The 16,179-nt window shown below is 69.4% G+C and carries 14 protein-coding genes; 11 read left to right on the top strand and 3 right to left on the bottom strand.

From position 1 onward, the window contains the following. Window positions 1-192: 192 nt before the first annotated feature. Entirely contained in the window at window positions 193-816 is a 624-nt protein-coding gene (locus LTI14_RS00155; protein WP_241475145.1) for a hypothetical protein, read from the top strand. Window positions 817-885: 69 nt separating this feature from the next. Continuing rightward, window positions 886-2,001 (top strand): thiamine-phosphate kinase, encoded by a 1,116-nt coding sequence (gene thiL / locus LTI14_RS00150; RefSeq protein WP_241475143.1) that lies wholly within the window; start codon window positions 886-888, stop codon window positions 1,999-2,001. On the opposite strand, the gene LTI14_RS00145 is transcribed toward thiL, so the two are convergent. Then, window positions 1,988-3,319 (bottom strand): UDP-glucose dehydrogenase family protein, encoded by a 1,332-nt coding sequence (locus tag LTI14_RS00145; RefSeq protein ID WP_342357701.1) that lies wholly within the window; start codon window positions 3,317-3,319, stop codon window positions 1,988-1,990. The two genes, thiL and LTI14_RS00145, sit on opposite strands and share 14 nt — an antisense overlap. 76 nt (window positions 3,320-3,395) lie before the next feature. Continuing rightward, complete coding sequence (locus LTI14_RS00140; RefSeq protein ID WP_370644373.1) at window positions 3,396-4,319, bottom strand: IclR family transcriptional regulator; 924 nt, start codon at window positions 4,317-4,319, stop codon at window positions 3,396-3,398. 118 nt (window positions 4,320-4,437) lie between these two features. Between LTI14_RS00140 and leuC the strand changes: the two genes are divergently transcribed. From leuC to LTI14_RS00110, 6 genes are all read left to right on the top strand, one after another. Then, a complete protein-coding gene (gene leuC / locus LTI14_RS00135) occupies window positions 4,438-5,871 on the top strand; it encodes a 3-isopropylmalate dehydratase large subunit (protein ID WP_241475141.1) in 1,434 nt (477 codons plus the stop codon). A gap of 76 nt (window positions 5,872-5,947) precedes the next feature. Continuing rightward, window positions 5,948-6,547, top strand: a complete 600-nt coding sequence (gene leuD, locus LTI14_RS00130; RefSeq protein WP_241464390.1) for a 3-isopropylmalate dehydratase small subunit — start codon at window positions 5,948-5,950, stop codon at window positions 6,545-6,547. A 145-nt stretch (window positions 6,548-6,692) separates the two neighbouring features. Then, the gene (murA, locus tag LTI14_RS00125; protein WP_241464391.1) at window positions 6,693-8,015 is read left to right on the top strand and encodes a UDP-N-acetylglucosamine 1-carboxyvinyltransferase; all 1,323 of its coding nucleotides are present in this window, start codon (window positions 6,693-6,695) and stop codon (window positions 8,013-8,015) included. Window positions 8,016-8,039: 24 nt separating this feature from the next. Continuing rightward, window positions 8,040-8,990 (top strand): lysophospholipid acyltransferase family protein, encoded by a 951-nt coding sequence (locus LTI14_RS00120; RefSeq protein ID WP_241475139.1) that lies wholly within the window; start codon window positions 8,040-8,042, stop codon window positions 8,988-8,990. Next, window positions 8,987-10,006: an NAD(P)H-dependent glycerol-3-phosphate dehydrogenase gene (locus LTI14_RS00115; RefSeq protein ID WP_241464393.1), complete on the top strand. Its 1,020-nt coding sequence runs from the start codon at window positions 8,987-8,989 to the stop codon at window positions 10,004-10,006. Before LTI14_RS00120 ends, LTI14_RS00115 begins: the two co-directional genes overlap by 4 nt. Window positions 10,007-10,009: 3 nt before the next feature. Further along, window positions 10,010-11,158, top strand: a complete 1,149-nt coding sequence (locus LTI14_RS00110) for a D-alanine--D-alanine ligase family protein (protein ID WP_241475137.1) — start codon at window positions 10,010-10,012, stop codon at window positions 11,156-11,158. A gap of 79 nt (window positions 11,159-11,237) precedes the next feature. On the opposite strand, the gene LTI14_RS00105 is transcribed toward LTI14_RS00110, so the two are convergent. Further along, window positions 11,238-11,780 carry a DUF3515 family protein gene (locus tag LTI14_RS00105; RefSeq protein ID WP_241475135.1) on the bottom strand — a complete coding sequence of 181 codons (543 nt, stop codon included), beginning with the start codon at window positions 11,778-11,780 and terminating at the stop codon, window positions 11,238-11,240. Window positions 11,781-11,832: 52 nt separating this feature from the next. Here LTI14_RS00105 and LTI14_RS00100 point away from each other — a divergent pair, with 52 nt between their 5' ends. Genes LTI14_RS00100 through LTI14_RS00090 form a run of 3 tightly spaced genes read left to right on the top strand, consistent with a single transcriptional unit; the run spans window position 11,833 to window position 16,163 of the window. Continuing rightward, window positions 11,833-12,858 carry an LCP family protein gene (locus tag LTI14_RS00100; protein ID WP_241475133.1) on the top strand — a complete coding sequence of 342 codons (1,026 nt, stop codon included), beginning with the start codon at window positions 11,833-11,835 and terminating at the stop codon, window positions 12,856-12,858. 58 nt (window positions 12,859-12,916) lie between these two features. Beyond that, the gene (locus tag LTI14_RS00095; protein ID WP_241469915.1) at window positions 12,917-13,945 is read left to right on the top strand and encodes a DAK2 domain-containing protein; all 1,029 of its coding nucleotides are present in this window, start codon (window positions 12,917-12,919) and stop codon (window positions 13,943-13,945) included. Window positions 13,946-13,952: 7 nt separating this feature from the next. Then, window positions 13,953-16,163: an ATP-dependent DNA helicase RecG gene (locus LTI14_RS00090; protein WP_241475131.1), complete on the top strand. Its 2,211-nt coding sequence runs from the start codon at window positions 13,953-13,955 to the stop codon at window positions 16,161-16,163. The last annotated feature ends 16 nt before the right edge of the window (window positions 16,164-16,179 follow it).

Below are 16,179 nucleotides of genomic sequence, written 5' to 3'. Positions count from 1 at the left end.
TCTTTTGTCTGAGGGTTTTCGACACAGAGGACGCTGTGTATTGTAGAGCCGGACTCTTCGACCGTGGATTGACTGGTCGAAGGCCCGGATGAGGAATGAGAGACGTCTGTCGAGCTGGATAAACTGGCGGGGCGAATTGCATGAGGGGCGGGCGTCCTGCGCCGCGCGATGATGAAGACATGAAGGTGGGGCATGAGTGAACATCACGACGACGCCGACCCCCGGCTGAATCCAGCGGGGCGTCTCCAGGCGGGCTCGATTGCCGAGCCCGAATCTGATCCGGCGTCCAAGCAGAGCCCCGCGAGGCGTTCCGGTCCAACATCCCAGCGGGGGGCCGAGCTGCTGGGCGCCGCCCTCGCAGATGAGCTCAGCGCGGCCGAGCAGCAGGAGCTGGACGCGATGTGCGCACAGGACCCGCAGCTTGCTGAGGAGCTGAGCGCGCTGCGCGAGTTCCGCACCGCGCTGCGCCGCGGCCTGGGTTCCCGGCATGAGGAGGCCCCGCCGGTCCCTCCCGGCTCTCTGGAGCCGCTGCGGTTCGGCGACCGAGGCATTGAGGTTGACGGGGTGCTGATCGCCCGTGACCGGGGCACCGAGGCGGTCGTGGAGATCGATGGGCTCACCGGCGAGGGCTCCTTCACCGTGGCACTGGTGGCCGCGGATGGGCAGGAGATCGAGTCAGCGTCATTCCTCGGTACCGAGGTGCCCCTCGAGTGTCGGATGGGCTGGGCGGTGCTGCGTGAGGACGTGGAGCGCCTGGAGATCCGCGACGATGCGGGTGTTGCGGTCCTGGCGGCTGAGCTCCCGGATGTCCCGTGACCCTGATGCAGAATGATTCCCATGCAGAATGAGTCCGCGCGCCAGCGATCCTGATGTTGAGTGCCCCTGATGTTGAATGACCCTGACGCGCTGAGCGTGGGGGAGTCCGGTGAGGACGCGGTCCTCGCCGTCATCCTTCAGGAGCTCGGCGACCTCCACAGCCGCGAGACCGACCTGGCCGCGCTTGCCCTGGCCTCCGGTGACGACGCGGCGGTGCTGGAGCTCCCCGACGACGGGGCACCCGCCCGCATCGCGCTCACCACTGACACCCTGAGTCAGGACCAGGACTTCCGCGCGAGCTGGTGGACCGCGCCGGATCAGGGCGCCCCGATGGGCCGAGCCGTCGGGCTCAAGGCCGCCGCACAGAACCTCTCCGACCTCAACGCCATGGCGGCGACCCCCATCGCCCTCCTGGTCAGCCTGACGCTGCCCGAAGCCACACCGCTGGACTGGGTGCGCGGGTTCTACCGCGGACTCGCCGAGGCGACGCGCCGCGAAGGCGCGCGACACTGCCACATCGCCGGCGGCGACCTCGGCACGGGCCCCGGCATCTCGGTGACCCTGACCGCCGTCGGGCGGCTGCCTGCCGGCCGGGCGCCGCTGCGCCGCACCGGCGCCCGACCGGGAGACCAGCTCGCCGTCTCGGGCCCCCTGGGCGCGGCCGCGGCAGGATTGGCGCTGCTCGAAGCCGGCCACCCCTGTGCCGAGCCGCGGCTCTCCCGGCTGCGCGACGCCCAGATCGCTCCCGCACCGCGCCTGACCACCGGCGCCCAGGCCCTGGTCGCCGGGGCCACCGCCGGCATGGACCTCTCCGACGGACTGCTGCGCGACGCCGGACGGATCGCCCGAGCCTCCGCCGTGCGGGTGCTCCTGGACGAGACCGCCCTGGCTGAGCAGGCTGCTGCTCTGCTCCCGGCTGCAGAGGCTCTGGGACTCTCGGCGACGCAGGCGCACGCGCAGGTGCTGCGCTGGGCCGCCGCCGGGGGAGAGGACTACGAGCTGCTCGCCAGCTTCCCCGCAGACGTGACGCTTCCGGCAGGCTTCCTGAGGATCGGCGAGATCCTGGACGTCGCAGAGACCCCCGAGGCGGGCGAAGAAGCCGGATCAGACGCCGATGGCGCCCGCGAGGTGGTCCTCACGGGCGCCATCGGTGATCGTGGCTGGGATTCGTTCAGGCGTCGTTGAAGATCCGACCCAGCTGGGCGAAGCGCCAGCCGGCGCCTTCCCATTCTTCGGCGCTGAGCACATTGCGCGCGTCGATGAACTGCTTCTGCGCCACCAGGGGCTCGAGGTCGCTGGGGGTGAGCGCCTTGAACTCGTTCCACTCGGTGGTCAGGACCACCAGGTCCGCGCCGGTGACAGCCTCGATGAGCGAGTCCACGTAGCCCAGGCGCGGGAAGCGCTTGGCCGCATTGCGGTTGCTCTCCGGGTCATAGACGGCGACGTCGGCGCCGGAGCTGAACAGCCGGACGGCCACATCCAGACCGGGGGAGTCGCGGACGTCGTCGGAGAGCGGCTTGAACGCCACACCCAGCACCGCGATGCGCTTGCCGGTGAGGTCAGCGTCGAGGATCTGCTCGGCGAGGGTGACCACCTTGTCGCGGCGGCGCAGGTTGATCTGGTCCATCTCATCCAGGAAGCGCATGGTGTGGTCCAGGCCGAGCTCGCCCACGCGGGTCTGCAGGGCGCGGATGTCCTTGGGCAGGCAGCCGCCGCCGAAGCCGACGCCGGCGTTGAGGAACTTGCGCCCGATGCGGGTGTCGTGGCCGATCGCGTCGGCCAGGGTGGTGATGTTGCCGCCCACGGTCTCGGTGACCTCGGCGAAGGCGTTGATGAAGGAGATCTTGGTGGCCAGGAACGCGTTCGCGGCGACCTTGACCAGCTCGGCGGTCTCGAAGTCGGTGGTGATCCAGGGGGTCTCCCGGCTCAGCGCCTCGGAGTAGACCTCGCGCAGCACGGCCTCGTCGGCCTCATCGGCGGTGCCCACGACCAGCCGGTCGGGACGCAGCGTGTCTTCGACGGCGAAGCCTTCACGCAGGAACTCGGGGTTCCAGGCGAGGGTCACGCGCACACCCTCGGCGGACTCTTCCTCGACCAGGGCGGCCAGCCGCCGGGCGGTGCCCACCGGGACGGTGGACTTGCCCACGATCAGCGCGTCCTTCTTGATCGCCCTTGCCAGCGAGCTGGTGGCGGCGTTGACGAAGGTCATGTCCGCGCCGGTGCCGCCGGCCTGCTGCGGGGTGCCCACGGCGATGAAGTGCACGTCGCCCCAGGCGCCGACCTCTTCGAGATCGGTGGTGAAGCGCAGTCGACCCGAATCCACGTGCTTGCGGATGAGCTCCGGCAGGCCGGGTTCATGGAAGGGAAGTTCGCCGCGGGAGAGCGAATCGATCTTCTCCGGGTCGATGTCCACACCGAGGACGTTATAGCCCAGCTCTGCCATGCATGCCGCATGGGTGGCGCCGAGGTAGCCAGTTCCGATGACGCTTATATTCTCAATCACGCCCTCATCATAAAGGCGGGACCGAGATTCCTGGGAAATGCCTCCAGGTGGGCGTGCCTCGGTCGTTGTGCCTGGGCTACTGCTCTCCCAGCCCGTGTTCGGCGGCGTCGGGGTTCTTGCGCACCAGCTCGGTGAGCTGATGCGCCGCCTGCACGACGACGCCGGCGTACTGCCGTCCGGGCTGGCGGGTCAGTCGCTCGATCGGTCCCGAGATCGACACCGCAGCGAGCACCCGTCCCGAGGGTCCGCGCACCGGGGCTGAGACCGAGGCGACCCCGGCCTCGCGCTCCCCGAGGGACTCGCCCCAGCCGCGTCGTCGCACTCCGGCGAGCACCGTGGGGGTGAAGCGGGCGCCCTGCAGGCCCTCGACCAGGCGCTCGTGGTCCTCCCAGGCCAGCAGCACCTGGGCGGCGGAGCCGGCCTTCATCGAGAGCTGGGTGCCCACCGGGATCGAGTCGCGCAGCCCGATCGGCCGCTCCGCGGAGGCCACACAGACCCGGGCGTCGCCCTGCCGGCGATAGAGCTGGGAGCTCTCGCCGGTGGCGTCGCGCAGCCGCAGCAGGATCGGGCCCGCCGCGGTGACCAGCCGGTCATCGCCGGCGGCCGAGGCCAGCTCGGCGAGCCGGGACCCGATCACATAGCGTCCACGCACGTCGCGGCTGAGGAAGCGGTGATGGACCAGCGCGCTGGCCAGCCGGTGCACGGTGGGCCGGGCAAGTCCGGTGCATTCCACCAGCTGGGCCAGCGAGGCCGGACCGGCTTCCAGGGCGTCCATGATCATCACCGACTTGTCCACCACCCCGATCCCGGAGGGGGAGTGCAGCGGCCGCGGCGGATCCGCAGGCAGCGTGGGCGGAGTCGTGCCGGCAGCGTCTGCCGGGGGCAGCTTCTGCGCCACCATCCGGCGCGGACCGGTGCCGCCGGCCGCGGAGGCGGCGGCACGGGAGGTCTGGGGCGAGTACTGCTCACCGGGCCGGGGGGAATAGGGCAAAGCTGGCATGTGCTCATGATACTGGTAATCGCCCACGCGATCTCAGATAATGAGACCTGTGCGTGGGGGTATAGAAGCCGCCGTCCAATGGTGGTTCTGTAGAGAGTGAGCCAATCAGGAGGATCCCATGGCGAACAAGCCACTCACGTTGCCTGAAAAGGTCTGGCGCGACCACGTCGTCGTCCCCGGCAAGGAGTCAGACGGTCAGCGGTCCCCGGACCTTCTCTACATCGACCTGCACCTGGTCCACGAGGTGACCAGCCCGCAGGCCTTCGAGGGTCTGCGCCTGGCCGGCCGTCCGGTCCGTCGCCCGGATCTGACCATCGCCACCGAGGACCACAACACCCCCACGCTGGAGATCGACAAGCCGATCGCGGACCCGATCTCGCGGAAACAGGTGGACACGCTGCGCGCGAACGCCGAGGAGTTCGGCGTCCGGATCCACTCCCTGGGCGACGCCGACCAGGGGATCGTCCACGTGGTGGGCCCCCAGCTCGGACTCACCCAGCCCGGCATGACCGTGGTCTGCGGTGACTCCCACACCTCCACCCACGGGGCCTTCGGCGCCCTGGCGATGGGCATCGGCACCTCCGAGGTCGAACATGTCCTGGCCACCCAGACCCTGCCGCTGAAGCCGTTCAAGACCATGGCGATCACCGTCAACGGCTCGCTGCGCCCCGGAGTCAGCTCCAAGGACATCATCCTGGCGGTCATCGCCGAGATCGGCACCGGCGGCGGACAGGGCTACGTGCTCGAATACCGCGGCAGCGCCATCGAGGAGCTCTCCATGGACGCGCGGATGACCATCTGCAACATGTCCATCGAGGCCGGCGCCCGGGCCGGGATGATCGCCCCGGATCAGACCACCTTCGAGTTCATCAAGGATCGCCCGCACGCCCCGCAGGGCGAGGACTGGGACTCGGCCGTCGAATACTGGGAGTCGCTGCCCACCGATGACGGCGCCGTCTTCGACGCCGAGGTGATCCTCGACGCCGACACCCTGGACCCCTTCGTCACCTGGGGCACCAACCCGGGCCAGGGCGTGAGCCTCAACGGCGCGGTCCCGGCCCCCACCGACTTCACCGACGACGTCGCCCGCGAGTCCGCCGAACGCGCGCTGACCTACATGGACCTGGAACCGGGCACCCGGATGAAGGACATCCGGGTGGACACCGTCTTCCTGGGCTCCTGCACCAACTCCCGGATGGAGGATCTTCGTGCCGCCGCGGAGGTCCTGGCCGGCCGCGAGAAGGACCCCGAGATTCGGATGATCGTGGTCCCGGGCTCCGCGAAGGTCCGGCTGCAGGCCGAAGCCGAGGGCCTGGACAAGGTGTTCAAGGAGTTCGGCGCCGAATGGCGCTTCGCCGGCTGCTCGATGTGTCTGGGCATGAACCCGGACCAGCTGGCCCCCGGAGAGCGCTGCGCCTCCACCTCGAACCGCAACTTCGAGGGTCGGCAGGGCAAGGGCGGCCGGACCCACCTGGTCTCCCCGGTGGTGGCCGCCGCCACCGCGATCCGCGGCACCCTCTCCGCGCCCGCCGACCTCCTCGTCCCCGCCTGAACCTCGCTCACCGACACCTCTGAGCCTCGCTCACCGACATCTCTGAGCCTCGCTCTGAACTGCTGAGAAAGTGACCATGGAACCCATCACCACGCACACCGGCATCGGCGTCCCGCTGAAGCAGTCGAATGTGGACACCGACCAGATCATCCCCGCGGTCTACCTGAAGCGGATCACCAAGACCGGCTTCGAAGATGCGCTCTTCTCCTCCTGGCGGAAGAGCCCGGACTTCGTGCTCAACCAGCCCGTCTACAAGCACGGTTCGGTGCTGGTGGCCGGATCAGACTTCGGCACCGGCTCCTCCCGCGAGCACGCCGTCTGGGCGCTGAAGGACTACGGCTTCCGCGCCGTGATCTCCTCGCGCTTCGCCGACATCTTCTACGGCAACTCGGCCAAGCAGGGCCTGCTCGCCGCGAAGGTGGCCCAGCCCGACGTGGAGCTCATCTGGAAGGAGCTGGAGAACAACCCCGGCACCGAGATCACCGTGGACCTGGTGAACCGCACCGTGCGCTGCGGCTCGGTGGACACCACCTTCGAGATCGACAACTACACCCGCTGGCGGCTGCTCGAGGGACTCGACGATATCTCGCTCACATTGCGCGAAGAGTCGCACGTGTTGGCCTTCGAGGAGACACGGCCCGGATTCAAGCCGAAAACCCTGCCAGTAAAGGTCTGACCTCGCCTGATTCCACCCTGCGGGGGCTCGGGCTTGACCGAATTGTTGCCTCCGCCACCGGCGGAACTGGGAAGGGACCCCAGCGGATGTGGTTACAGTGGCAAAGCTACATTCCACGTTTGTCGAAGAAGGGACATCCAGTCCAATGGCCAAGCTGCTCACCGTCCAAGGTGGAAAGCCACTCGAGGGTTCCGTCCACGTCCGTGGCGCAAAGAACCTCGTGCCGAAGGCCATGGTGGCCGCGCTGCTGGGCAGCGAGCCCTCGCAGCTGCGCAACGTCCCGGCGATCAAAGACGTCGAGATCGTCACCAATCTGCTCCAGATCCACGGCGTCAAGGTCGACGCCGACCCGGTCACCAATGACCTCACGCTCGACCCGCGCGACTCCTACAGCGCCGCGCACTCCGAGATCGACGCCTATGCCGGGGACTCCCGCATCCCGATCCTCTTCTGCGGTCCGCTCATGCACCAGCACGGCGAGGCGTTCATCCCCGACCTCGGCGGCTGCCGGATCGGTGACCGCCCGATCGACTACCACCTCGAGGTGCTGCGCAACTTCGGCGCCGTCGTCGACAAATCTCCCACCGGCATCCACATCTCCGCGCCGCGCGGGCTCAAGGGCGCGAAGCTGACCCTGCCCTACCCCTCCGTGGGAGCCACCGAGCAGGTGCTGCTCACCGCGGTGCTCGCCGAGGGCATCACCGAGCTCGAGAACGCCGCAGTGGAGCCGGAGATCCACGACCTGATCGCGATCCTGCAGCAGATGGGCGCGATCATCACGGTCTACACCGACCGCACCATCCGTATCGAAGGCGTGGACCGGCTCTCCGGCTACCGCCACCGCGCGATCACCGACCGCAACGAGACCGCCTCCTGGGCCTCGGCCGCACTGGTCACCCAGGGCGACATCTACGTCAAGGGCGCCGCCCAGCGTGACCTGATGGCCTTCCTGAACACCTACCGCAAGATCGGCGGCGAGTTCGCCGTGGACGACGACGGCATCCGCTTCTGGCACGCAGGCCACGCCCTGAAGCCGCTGGTGCTCGAGACCGACGTGCACCCGGGATTCATGACCGACTGGCAGCAGCCGCTGGTGGTCGCGCTGACCCAGGCCCACGGCGTCTCGATCGTGCACGAGACCGTCTATGAGAACCGGTTCGGCTTCACCGAGGCGCTGCAGCGGATGGGCGCCTCCATCCAGCTGCACCGGGAGTGCCTGGGCTCAAGCCCCTGCCGCTTCGGGCAGCGCAACTTCCTGCACTCCGCCGTGATCTCCGGACCGGTGGAGCTCACCGGTGCCGAGATCGACGTCCCGGACCTGCGCGGCGGCTTCTCCCACCTGATCGCGGCGCTGGCCGCGAAGGGCACCTCCACCGTCACCGGCATCGAAGTCATCAACCGCGGCTACGAGCACTTCATGGACAAGCTCAACGACCTGGGTGCGGATGTCGTGATGTCCGAACGCTGAGTCGGGCCGGTAGGGTCTATCTCTGTGACCGATCAGAGCAGCGACCCAGCACCCGTCGAGGGCCGAGGCCGCTCGAGCCGCCGCAAATCCGGCTCGAGCCGCCGGAAGTCCAAGCGCGCCGAGCCGGCTGAGACCACGCTGACCCGCGGGGGCTCAGCCCATGGCACCATGGACTACACCGTGGGTCGCGGCACCCGGCTCGGGTTCTCCGCCGCCGCCGTCGTGTGCGTCCCAGTGCTGAACCTGGCCATGGGACGCCGCTGGCACGGCCTGGAGACGCTGCCGCACGGCGGGTTCATCGTGGTGGCGAACCATGTCAGCGAGGTCGATCCGCTCGCCGTCGCCCACGCCGTCTACCGCAGCGGCCACACCTTCCACTTCATGACCAAGGACTCGCTGTTCCGCATCCCGGTGCTGGGCAAGGTGTTCAGCGGCCTGAAGCAGATCCCGGTCTCCCGGGACAGCCGCACCGACGCCCGCCGCTCGCTGGAGGCGGCGAAGGACGTGCTCGCCGCCGACGGTGCGATCATGATCTACCCCGAAGGCACCCTCACCCGGGACCCCGAGGGCTGGCCGATGCGAGCGAAGACCGGCGCCGCGCGGCTCGCGCTGAGCACCGGGGCCCCGCTGATCCCGATCACCCACTGGGGCGTGCAGGAGCTCTTCGGCACCTACGCCAAGATGCCCAAGTTCTTCCCACGCAAGCGCTACCAGCTCACCGTGGGAGAGCCGATCGACCTCTCCGACCTGCGCGGCGGCCCGATGACCCGGGCCGTGCTCACCGAGGCCACCGAACGCATCGAGGCCGCGCTCACCGAAGGGGTGGCCGCGCTGCGCGGGGAGGAGCCCCCGGAGATGATCTGGGACCGCAGCCTGCGCCAGCGGGTCCCGCGGTCCCAGCCGCGCCGCGCCCCACGGGAAGCTCAGCACCCCGCAGCCGACCAGTCCGACGACGCGCAGGAGGGTCAGCCATGACCAAGATCGCCGTCCTGGGAGCCGGCAGCTGGGGCACCACCTTCGCCAAGGTGATGGCCGACGCCGCCGTGCTCGGAGGCCACGCACCCACGATCGCGCTCTGGGCCCGCCGCCCCGAGGTGGCCGCCGAGATCACCGAGTCCCATACCAACACCACCTATCTCGGCGAGACCCGCCTCCCGGAGATGATCACCGCCACCAGCGACCTGGCCGAGGCCGTCCGCGACGCGGAGATCGTCGTGCTCGCCGTGCCGGCCCAGTCGCTGCGCTCGCAGCTGCAGGTGGTCCGCGAGAACCTGCACGAGTCCGCCGTCCTGGTCTCGCTGATCAAGGGTCTCGAGCGTGGCACCGACCTGCGCATGTCCGAGGTCATCGGCGCCGAGCTGGCCGTCGCCCCCGAGCGCATCGCGGTGGTCTCCGGACCCAACCTGGCCATGGAGATCGCCCAGGAGCAGCCCACCGCCTCGGTGGTCGCCAGCACCAGTGAGGAGACCGCCGAACGCGTGGCGGCGCTGTGCAACAACGCGTACTTCCGGCCCTACACCAACACCGATGTCATCGGGGTCGAGATCGCCGGAATCGTGAAGAACGTCATCGCCCTGGCGGTGGGCATCTGCGACGGGCAGAAGCTCGGCGACAACTCCAAAGCCTCGGTGATCACCCGCGGGCTGGCCGAGACCACCCGCCTGGCCACCGAGCTGGGCGGACGCCTGGAGACCTTCTCCGGCCTCGCCGGCCTCGGTGACCTCGTCGCGACCTGCGCCTCCCCGCTCTCGCGCAACCGCAGCGCCGGTCGACTCCTCGGCGAGGGGCTCACCGCCGACGAGGCCACCGCCCAGCTCTCGCAGACCGCCGAGGGCATGAAGTCCGGCTCCGCCGTGGTGGAGCTGGCCCGCCAGCACGACGTCGAGATGCCGATCTGCGAAGCCGTGGTGGCCGTCCTGGACGGCAAGCTGCCGGTGGACCGCCTGTCCTCGCTGCTGCTGGCACGAGACCTCAAAGCCGAAGGAAGATGACCCATGGCAGAGATTGACCCTGCAAGCAAGCCCCGCGTCCTCGTCCTCTACGGCGGGCAGTCCTCCGAACATGCGGTGAGCTGCGTGACCGCGGCCGGCGTGCTCAACGCCATCGACACCGACGCCTTCGACGTCGTCGCCGTCGGCATCACCGCCACCGGCCAGTGGACCCGCCCGGTCACCGACCCGCGCAGCCACGGCTTCGGCGGCGAGGAGCTGCCCCGGGTGCTGCCCACCGAGTCCACGGTGCAGCTGCACTCGGGCGCCGCCGGCTCCTCCGAGCGCCGCGCCGAGCTCCTCGAGGTCCACGCCGACGGCAGCTCCACCGCGATGGGCCACGTCGACGTGGTCTTCCCGCTGCTGCACGGACCCTTCGGCGAGGACGGCACCATCCAGGGACTGCTCGAGCTCGCCGGACTGACCTACGTCGGCGCCGGGGTGCTCAGCTCTGCGCTGGCCATGGACAAGCACTACATGAAGATCGCCTTCGCCGCCGCCGGGCTGCACGTCGGGCCCTGGGTGACCATCACCGACCGACAGTGGACCCAGGACCCCGCCGCGGCGCTGGAGCGGATCCGCGAGCTGACGCTGCCGGTGTTCGTGAAGCCCTCCCGAGCAGGCTCCTCCATGGGCATCACCCGGGTCGATGACCACGCCCAGCTCGAAGACGCCATCGCCGAGGCGCGCAGACACGACCCCAAGGTGATCGTGGAGCAGGGGATCGACGGTCGGGAGATCGAGTGCGGAGTGCTCGGATCCCAGAACGGCGCACCCGCCCGCGCCTCGCTGCTGGGCGAGATCGTGGTCCACGACGGCTCCCAGGCGCACCAGTTCTATGACTTCACCGCCAAATACACCGACGCCGCGGCCGCGGACCTCTCCTGCCCGGCCGAGCTGCCGGCGGAGGTCAGCGAGGAGATCCGCCGCCAGGCCGTCATCGCGTTCGAATCCCTCGGCGCCGAGGGCATCTCGCGGGCAGACTTCTTCTACACCACCGCCGGGGACGTGGTCATCAACGAGGTCAACACCATGCCCGGCTTCACCCCGATCAGCATGTACCCGCAGATGTGGAAGGCCACCGGGATCGGCTACACCGCGCTGATCACCGAGCTGATCAGCCTGGCGCTGCAGCGCCCCTCCGGCCTGCGCTGAACCTGCCCGGGCGGGCGGGCTGCACCAGTCCTGCCGCTGCGACCGGCTGAGCCGACGCCCGGCCCAGGGGCCGGGCTCCTCAGTCCTGCGGCTCCGTAGCCGCGCCCTCCTGGACCTCCTGCGCGTCCTCGGTCTCCTCGATCTCCTGATCCAGGGTGGTGCAGGCCCTGGTCTGCTCCACCTGCTGCACCGCGGGGGCCAGGCCGAGCATCGCGGTGGAGGAGCCGACCTCGTCGAGGTTCAGCAGCACCTCCACGGCTGGATCCCGACCGTAGGTGACCAGCCGCCAGGTCTGCTCGTCCTCTTCCAGCGCGAGCCAGTCCACGCCGTCGGCCCCCACGCAGTGCTCAGCGCTCGGACCCGGAGGCACGACCCCGCAGCGCATGACCACCTGGCTGGGATCGCCCCATACCGCGGTGCCCTGGGATGTGGTGGGGCGCAGCTCATGGTCCCCGAGGACCTCAGGCACCATGAGCATCACGTCGGCGCAGTCAGGATTCGCCGCGTCCGGGGCGGCTTCGACCGTCGCCGTGGAGGCGCAGCCGCTGATCAGACCCAGTCCCAACAGTGTGGTCAGGACGGCACGAACGCGAGCACGGGGGTAGCCGGGAGATATAGACACATGACATATTCTGTATCAAGTTCTCAACAGTTGCCCATTCCAGGAGCACGAGATGACAAATCAGGTCGACTACGCCAGGCCCAGGCCGAAGAGGCGCGGGCGTCGTGCCGTACTGATCATCGTGAGTGTGGTGGCCGTCGTCGTGGTCGGTGCCCTGGTGGCGTCGATGTGGTACCTGAACTCCTTGGGCAGCGCCTATGAGGACAATGCCCAGACCTTCGAGGAGAGCTTCCCGGAGGAGGAGGTCCGCCCGGTCCGGGCCGAGGAGGACGAGTCGATCAACATCCTGCTGCTGGGCTCCGATGACAACGGCGGATCGGGTGCGACCGAGGAACTTGCGCGGGTGCCCCAGGGCGGGCGTTCCGACACCATGATGCTGGTCCATGTCCCCAGTGACCGGCAGAGCGTGCAGATCATGTCGATCCCGCGCGACCTCTGGGTGGAGGTGCCGGGACACGGCTCGCACAAGATCAATGCCGCACTGAGCCTGGGGGGCATACCGCTGACCGTCAGCACCATCGAGTCCCTCTTCGATGCGCGCATCGATCACGTGGCGGCGGTGGACATGCTCGGCTTCACCGGCCTGGTCGATGCGCTCGGCGGGGTCACCGTGTACTCCGGCTACGACCAGGCGTTCACCACCGCAGAGGGCTTCACCTTCCATCCCGGGGAGCAGGAGATGAACTCCGAAGAGGCGCTGTCCTTCGTCCGGCACCGGATGAGCTTCCCCGACGGGGACCTCCAGCGGGTGCGCAACCAGCAGGCCTTCATCCGCGCAGTCCTCGACGAGACGCTGGATCCCGGCAACCTGAGCAGCCCCGGCCGGATCCAGGAGATGGTGGAGACCTTCTCCCCGCACCTGATCGTCGATGACACCCTCGACGCCGGCACCGCGGCCGCGCTGCGCTGGAACGTGCGCGGCGCCGCCGGCAACGTCGACATGTTCACCGTCCCCACCGGCGGCAGCGGCTACTCCCAGGACGGCCAATGGATCTTCTACCAGGACGAACAGGCCATGGCGGACATCGCGGATGCCATCGCGGACAGTACGCTGGACGAATATGCCGCGTACAGATGAGCCGCCGACGCCATATCGGATGAGGCCACACACAGACCACTCTCGAGGGGAGCACTAGGTGAGGGGCAAGGTCAAGGGCGCCGCCGCAGTGCACCGCTGGTTCATCCTGGCCGAAGCCGCCCTGGAACAGAACGTCGAGAACCTCAACCGGCTCAACGTGTTCCCGATCCCTGACTCCGACACCGGCGAGAACATGCTCGCCACGATCAAGGCCTGCCGCGCGAGCGTGGAGACCTCCTCCACCCAGGATCTGGGCGAGCTCTTCGCCGCCGCCGGCTCCCGCGCGATGTCGGAGGCCTACGGGAACTCCGGCACCCTGCTCGCGGTGCTGATCTCCGGGCTGGCCGAACCGCTGCACGGGCAGGAGCGGCTCACCATCTCCGGGTTCGCCCGGGCGCTGGAGCGTGCAAAGGTCCGGTCCTGGTCCGCGCTGACCGACCCGGTCGCCGGGACCATGCTCTCGGTGCTCGACGCGGTCCATTCCGAGGTGCGCCATCGTGCCGCCGCGGCCCAGGAGCCCGAGAGCCGGGCCGCCCTGGAGGCGGCCATGCCCTACGTGGTCTCCCGCGCCTTCGTCGCCGTGCAGGCCACCCGGGAACAGCTGCCGGTGCTGCAGCGCGCGAACGTGGTGGACTCCGGGGGAGCCGGACTGCTGGTGGTGCTCATCGCGCTGCATTCGACCATCACCGGGATCGCCATGGACTTCGCCCCGCTGCACACTCTGCCCGGCTGGCAGCAGCGCCCCGCCGATGAGGACCTCGAGGGCCAGAACTCCGCGCCGGCGTCCACTGCGGAGGCATCCGCCGACGGGGCAGACGGCGCCGAGGTCATGTGCACCGTGCGGCTGGACCCGCTCGGAGCCGCCTCGCTGCGCCATGCCCTCGATGACCTCGGCGACTCGGTGATCGTGACCCCGATCGACGTGAACGCCGACGACGACGGCACCTACCGCTGGCGGATCCACGTGCACACGTGTGAGGAGCCGCGCACCTCCGAGACCGTGCACGCCGCGGGACCGGTGGAGTCCTACGCCGCCACCGCGCTGCACATCACTCATCAAGACCAGCCGCCCCGAAGCCAGGAGTGACCCCCGCGTGGATGTGCTTCCCTCCACCGAGCTGAGCCGGCTCATCGGCGCGGAGTCGGCGAAGACGCTCAAGCAGGGGCTGGGCATCACCACCGCCGCGCAGCTGCTGCAGCACTATCCGCGCCGCTGGATCGAGTTCGGTCAGCTCTCCTCGTTCCGCGATCTCCCCGAGGCCGGGGAGCACGTCAGCCTGATCGCCGAGGTCACCGGGGTCTCGGTGCGCAAGATGCAGAACCGGCGCGGCTCCCTCGCCGAGGTCTGGGTCGCCGATGACGAGGGCAACTCGCTGAAGATGGCGTTCTTCAACGGCTGGAGCGTGGGCCGCCAGCTGACCCAGGGCGTCCGCGCGATCTTCCACGGCAAGGTCGGCAGCTACCGCGACCGCCCCACCCTGAACAACCCCGACTTCACCGTGCTGGTCGACGCCGATCCGGAGACCATCACCGACCATGTCGACCCGGCCAAGGACCCGCTGGGTGCGGCCGCCCTGCCCCGGGCGCTGAGCCGGGGCAGGACCCCGGTGCCGCTGTATCCGGCGACCTCCGGGATCAGCAGCTTCCGGATCCTGGACTGCATCGAGATCCTGCTGGACCTCACCGACTTCTCCGCCTGGCCCGAGCCGCTGCCCTCCAGCGTCCGCACGGAAGAGGAGCTGCCCGACCTGGGCGAGGCCTACCGGCTGATCCATCGGCCCGAGACCATGGAAGACCCAGACCGCGGACTGCGAAGGATGCGCTATCACGAGGCGTTCCTGCTCCAGGGGCTGCTGCATCTGCGCCGCGCCCAGGAGCAGCACCGCCGGGCCGAGCCGCGACCCGCACAGGAGAACGGACTGCTGGCCCGGTTCGACGCGGCGCTGCCCTTCACCCTCACCGAGGGTCAGGTCCGCTGCGGCGGGCTCATCGCCGCCGAGCTCGACAGCGAGCACCCGATGAATCGGCTGCTCCAGGGCGAGGTGGGCTCCGGCAAGACCCTCGTCGCGCTGCGCGCGATCCTGCAGGTGCTTCAGAGCGGCGGACAGGCCGCCCTGATCGCGCCCACCGAGGTGCTCGCCGCCCAGCATGAGCGCTCGCTGCGCCGGATGCTCGGTGACCTCGCCGGGGAGGTCGGGCTCACCCTGCTCACCGGATCGCTGAACACCGCCGATCGGCGCCGCGCCCTGCTGGACATCGCCTCCGGCACCGCCGGACTGGTGGTGGGCACCCACGCGGTGCTCGGTGACCAGGTGCACTTCGTCGATCTGGGCCTGGCCGTGGTCGATGAGCAGCACCGCTTCGGGGTGGAGCAGCGGGATGCGCTGCGCACCCGCTACGAGCTCACCCCGCACATGCTGGTCATGTCCGCCACCCCGATCCCACGGTCGGTGGCGATGACGGTCTTCGGCGATCTGGAGCTGACCACCCTGGAGGGCCTGCCGATGGGCCGACAGCCGATCGTCACCCACGTGGTGCGCACCGTGCAGGGCCCGCGCCTCATCGGCCGGGTCTGGGAGCGGATCGCCGAGGAGGTCGCCGCCGGTCACCAGGTCTACGTGGTGTGCCCCAAGATCAGCGAGGCCGATGCGCGCGAGGACCCCGAGACCGGGGTGCAGACCGACCAGGACGCCTCGGTGGAGCTGATCTCCCAGCGCCTGGCCGATCACCCGCTGCTGGGCAGGACCCGGCGCGCCGAGGTCCACGGCCGGATGGACGCCGCCTCCAAGGAGGAGGTGATGACCGCCTTCGAGCGCGGGGAGGTCGACGTGCTGGTCTGCACCACCGTGATCGAGGTGGGCGTGGACGTGCACAACGCCACGGTGATGGCGGTGCTCGACGCCGACGCCTTCGGGGTCTCCACCCTGCACCAGCTGCGCGGACGGATCGGCCGCGGCGGCGCCCACGGGTTGGCGCTGCTGGTGACCCGGCTGCCCGACGGGGACCCGTCCTTGGAGCGGCTGGAACAGGTCGCCGAACACTCCGACGGGATGACCCTGGCGAGGCTGGATCTGGAGCGCCGGCGTGAAGGCGACGTGCTCGGCGCCGCGCAGGCCGGCCGGGCGTCGACGCTGAAGCTGCTGCGCACGATCAGAGATGAGAAGATCATCGTCCGCGCCTCCGAGCTGCTGAGCCAGCTCAGCGCCAAGGATCCCAGCTGGGAGGACTACCCTGGACTCCGCACCGCAGTAGGGGAGTACCGCGACCTCCACGAGGGTGCGGACGAATTCATCCAGCGCGGCTGACCTCCCGCGGATCAGG

Source organism: Nesterenkonia sp. YGD6, assembly GCF_022565895.1.
GTDB lineage: Bacteria > Actinomycetota > Actinomycetes > Actinomycetales > Micrococcaceae > Nesterenkonia.
The sequence above is the reverse complement of the archived record's forward strand: the minus strand, read 5'-3'. Positions and strand labels throughout refer to the sequence as shown.